The sequence below is a fragment of the Nonomuraea sp. NPDC005983 genome (genome assembly GCF_040614375.1).
Classification (GTDB): Bacteria; Actinomycetota; Actinomycetes; order Streptosporangiales; family Streptosporangiaceae; genus Nonomuraea.
On sequence record NZ_JBEXUP010000264.1, the window covers coordinates 1 to 4,985 of the forward strand.

The following is a 4,985-nucleotide window of genomic DNA, read 5'->3' on the forward strand; positions in this document are numbered from 1 at the left end:
GGCGGCCTGATCGTGCTCGGCTACAACGGCGTCGTGGAACAGCTCTGCAGCGGCGGTTTCGAGCTCGACGTCGACGCTGGTGGCCCCCGTGCCCGCGGCGGCTCCAGCGGGTGGGGACGCGGCCGTCAGGGTGAAGGTGTACGAGCAGATCGCCAGGATCGGCGCCTTCCCGATGGACCAGCTCAGCGGCCGGACCCTCCTCGTGGAGGAACTCGGCTTCGACTCGCTGATGGTCACCGAGCTGTCCGCCGCGCTCCAGAAGGTGTGGCCGGAGCTGGTCGGCGGGCTGACCGGGCTGCCCAAGCGGCCGTCCATCGACCAGATCGTCGCCGCCGTGGCCGCCGAGCTCGGCTTCCCGGTCACGCCGGCCGCCGCGCCCGCACAGCCGCAGGCGCCCGCCCCCGAGGCGCCCGCCTCCCCGCAGGCGCCCGCGCGGCAGGTGGCCATAGAGGTGGGGCTCGAACAGTGGTCCGACCTGGTGGAACACCGGGAGATCATGAAGAGCTTCGGCCGCAACCCCTACTTCATCGACCACCAGGCCAACATCAGGGACACGACCGTCGTCGACGGCAGGGAACTGATCAGCTTCTCCAGCTACAACTACCTCGGCCTGTCCGGGCACCCGCGCGTCAACGAAGCGGTCCGCGAGGCCGTCGAGCGGTACGGCACCTCGGTCTCGGCCAGCCGGTTCCTGTCGGGCAACCGGCCGATCCACCACGAGCTGGAGCAGGAACTGGCCGCCCTGCTCGGCACCGAGGACGCGCTGGTCCTGGTCAGTGGGCACGCCACCAACGTCTCGGTGATCGGGCACATCGTCGGCCCCGGCGACCTCATCGTCCACGACGAGCTGGCGCACGACAGCATCCTGCAGGGCTGCGCCCTGTCGGGCGCCACCCGCCGCCCCTTCGCGCACAACGACCCGGCCGCGCTGGACGACGTGCTGCGCCGCCACCGCCACCTGCACCGCAGGGCGCTGGTCGTCGTCGAGGGCGTCTACAGCATGGACGGCGACCTCGCCGACCTGCCCGCCATCATCGAGGTCAAGAACCGGCACGGCGCCGTCCTGCTGATCGACGAGGCTCACAGCCTCGGCACGGTCGGCAAGTCGGGCGGCGGCATCGGCGACCACTTCGGCGTGGACCGCTCGCAGGTGGAGCTCTGGTCGGGCACCTTGTCGAAGGCGGGGGCCAGCTGCGGCGGCTACGTCGCGGGGTCCCGCGAGGTCGTCGACTTCCTGAAGTACACCGTTCCCGGCTTCGTCTACAGCGTCGGGATGACCCCGCCGAACGCGGCGGCGGCGCTGGAAGCGCTGCGCGTGATGCGCGACGAGCCGGAGCGCCTGGAGCGGCTGCGCACCAACTCCGAGCTGTTCCTCAAGCTGGCCAAGGACGCCGGCATCGACACGGGCGTGAGCGCGGAGTCGCCGGTCGTCCCGTGCATCGTCGGTGACAACGAGCAGTGCCTGACCCTCGCGAACAGGCTCTTCGACCGCGGCATCAGCGCCAATCCGATCCTCTACCCGGCGGTGCCGGAGGAGCTGGTGCGGCTGCGCTTCTTCGTCACCTCCGAGCACACCACGGAGCAGATCGAACACACCATCAACGTCCTCGCCGAAGAGCTGAAGGGTCTGGCGGGCTCCACGCCCAAACGGAACGGATGAAACAGTGGACTGGACCACCGGAAAAGTTATAACGCCCACCGCAACCTACACCTCGATCGAGATCGAGGAACTCGCCCTCGGCATGGCCGCGATCATCAGCGACAGCTCGGTGACCGCCGGCGACAGGGTCGTGATCAGCGCTGACAACTCCGCCGAGTACATCGCCGCGCTGCTGGCGCTGATGCACCTGGACTGCTCGATCGTCCTGGTGGACCACCGCGAGACGCTCGCGGAGCGGCGCAGGATGAGCGCCACCGCCAAGGCGCGGCTGCTCATCACCGACAACGACTTCGCCGACCTCACCGACCGCGTGCCGTCGCTGGCCGTGCACTCGCTCGCCGAGGAGGCCCGCCGCCGCAAGCCGGGGACGGAGTTCCTGTCCTTCTCCGCGTGGCACGCCCGCTCGGACGCGCTGGTCACCTGGTCGTCGGGTTCGACCGGGTCCGCCAAGGGCGTCGTCCGCTCGGGCCGGGCCTTCCTCAACGACCTGCAGCGCACCCGCGAGCGGATGGGCTACCGCCCCGACGACGTGCTGATGCCGCTGCTGCCGTTCTCCCACTTCTACGGGCTGACGCTGGCGATCCTGCAGTGGACGGTCGGCTGCTCGCTGGTGGTGGCGCCGCTGGAGCGGCTCGACCTGGCCGTGCGGCTGGCGGCCGTGGCGGGCGCGACCGTGATCGACGCCACGCCCTCCACGTACCACACCCTGCACGCGATGGCCCGGCGCAGGCCGGGCACCGTCAGGGAGCTGAGCTCCGTGCGGATGTTCTGCACCGGCGGGGCTCCGCTGCCGCCGGCGCTGAACGAGCGCTTCGGGCGGACGTTCAGCCGGCCGCTGCTCGACGGCTACGGCAGCAACGAGGCCGGCAACATTTCGCTGGCCAGCCCGGCGAACCCCGGGGGGTGCGGGCGCCCGCTCACCGACGTGGACGTGCGCATCCTGGACCGCGACGGCTCCCCGACCGGCCCCGGCCAGGTGGGCGAGATCTTCGTGGAGTCGCCGAGCCTGATGGCGGGCTACCTGGCGCAGGACGGCACCGTCACCCCGGTCGGCGCGGAGCCGTTCGCGACCGAGGACCTCGGCTACTGGACTCCCGAGGGCAACCTGGTGGTGATGGGGCGCAAGCACGCCGTCCAGCGCATGGGGCACAACCTCTACCTGGAGGCCATCGAGCGCAAGGCCGAGTTCTGCGGCCGTCCCGTGAAGATCGTCGCGGTTGACGACGAGCGTCAGGGCAGCCAGCTGGTCTTCTTCGTGGAGGACCCGAACGAGGCGTCGGCGTCGCACTGGCGCACCGTCATCTGCTCGCTGCTGCCCTCCTACGAGCACCCGAACAAGGTCGTCGTGCTGGCGTCGCTGCCGGTGAACGGCACGGGCAAGGTCGACGTCAGGAACCTGCGCAGGCTCGCGGAGAACGCCGTGTACCGGCCGGTCAGGCTGTGGCCGCGGCCCGCCGAGGAGGAGGACATCGCGCTTCCCGCCGGGCTGGACAGGGTCCCGTTCGCCGAGCGGGTGGCCGCGCTGAAGGCGGTGGCGCACTTCTTGCGCACCGACCCCGGCGCCGTCCTGGCCGTGCTCACCGAGATCTCCGACTACAAGTCCGTCGAGGCGGAGATCGACGGGGCGCTGCACACGCTCGCCGGCGCCGTGGAGGAGGTCGTCCGCAACGAGCCGCCGAAGGTGGACAGGATGGCGGTCTTCATGTCCTCCAACGTCCTGCTGACGGCGTACGTGCTGTACCTGCTGGTGCCCGCGCTGTACACGGAGAGCGTCGTCGCCCGCCCGTCGACGCAGGTGGCCGCGCAGACCAGGCGGCTGCACGAGTTACTGGCGCCGGTGCACGGCCTGCCCATCGAGCTGAGCTCGCTGAGCCAGCGGAAGTTCCGTGAGGGCCCGGTGGCGGAGGCGGACGTCGTCGTCTTCACCGGCACCTACCAGAACGCCGAGACCATCCGCGCCGACCTGCGCCCCGAGCAGATCTTCATGCTCTTCGGCCAGGGCGCCAACCCGTTCATCGTCGCCCCCGGCGCCGACATCGACCTGGCCTCCGAGGACGCCCTGCGCATCCGGATGCTCAACTCCGGGCAGGACTGCTTCGGCCCCGACGTCTTCTTCATCCACCAGTCCGACGCGCCCAGGTTCGTCGAGGCGCTGCTCAAGCGGCTCTCGACGCTGACCTTCGGCGACTACGACGACCCGGAGGCCGACTACGGGCCGATGTGCTACCCGAGCGCGATCGTCGAGGCGGCCGAGTTCCTGCAGGACAACACGGACCACATCATCTACGGCGGCCAGATCGACTTCCGCACCCGGCAGATCCAGCCGACCGTGCTGCTGCGCTCCGCCCAGGACGAGATGGCGCTCTCCGAGATCTTCGCGCCGCTGTTCAACCTCGTCACCTACACCGACCTGTCGCAGGTGCACGAGAAGCTCGGCACCGGCTACTACCAGGACAGGGCCATGGGCGCGATGGTGTACGGCGACGCCCCCGAGCTCGTCGAGCACCTGCGCAAGCGGCACATGGTGGGCGTCGGCGAGACGCTGCTCGACATCGACAACGGCAACCTGCCGTTCGGCGGGCGCGGCATCATGGCCAACTACGTCGCCCACCGCAAGAAGCGGACGGCCAAGCCGCTGCTCATCTCCCAGATCGTGGCCGAGTACGCGGGCGACAGGGCGGGCCGGCCATGACCGCGTACCCGAGTGCATGGCACGCGGCCGTCGACTTCGTCCAGGCGTGCGGTGTCGAGACCGTCTTCGGGCTGCCCGACGACGACCTCGTCCCGCTCAAGGCGATGGAGCCGACCGGCCTCAGGATGGTGCTCTGCCGCGACCAGCGCGCCGCCGCCTTCATGGCGGCGGGGCACGCGCTGACCTCCGGGCAGACCGCGGTCTGCGTCATCGGGAAGGGACCGGCCGCCGCCAACGTCGTCGGCGGCCTGGTCGAGGCCCGCTGCGGAGGCGCGCCGATGGTGGTGCTCGCGTCGGGCACCGCGGCCAAGGCGCGCGGTTCCGGTGCCTTCCAGGAGCTCGACCAGATGGCGATGATCGCCCCCGTGGTCAAGTGGGCGCACCGCGTCGACCACCCCGACCGCGTGGTCCCCGCCATCGAGCGGGCCTTCCTGGTCGCGGCCAACGGCGCGCCCGGGCCGGTCTACCTGGAGCTCCCCGCCGACCTGCTGGACGCCGAGGTGGTCCGCGACCGCCCGTGGCGGCTGCCGCGGGCGCACCGCCCCGGGCCCGACGCGCAGGCGGTGGCGGAGTCGCTGGCCGCGCTGCGCGCGGCCCGCAGGCCGGGGCTGGTGGGCGGGGGCGGGATGCGGC

The 4,985-nt window shown here is 71.1% G+C and carries 3 protein-coding genes; all 3 read left to right on the forward strand.

The genetic code is table 11. The features are described 5' to 3' along the window. The first annotated feature begins 88 nt into the window (after positions 1–88). Positions 89–1,660 (forward strand): aminotransferase class I/II-fold pyridoxal phosphate-dependent enzyme, encoded by a 1,572-nt coding sequence (locus tag ABZ297_RS46265; RefSeq protein ID WP_355360825.1) that lies wholly within the window; start codon positions 89–91, stop codon positions 1,658–1,660. A 4-nt stretch (positions 1,661–1,664) separates the two neighbouring features. Beyond that, a complete protein-coding gene (locus ABZ297_RS46270) occupies positions 1,665–4,352 on the forward strand; it encodes an aldehyde dehydrogenase family protein (RefSeq protein WP_355360828.1) in 2,688 nt (895 codons plus the stop codon). Next, a partial coding sequence (locus ABZ297_RS46275) for a thiamine pyrophosphate-binding protein (RefSeq protein WP_355360831.1) occupies positions 4,349–4,985 on the forward strand: 637 nt, incomplete at its 3' end. The genes ABZ297_RS46270 and ABZ297_RS46275, both read left to right, overlap by 4 nt.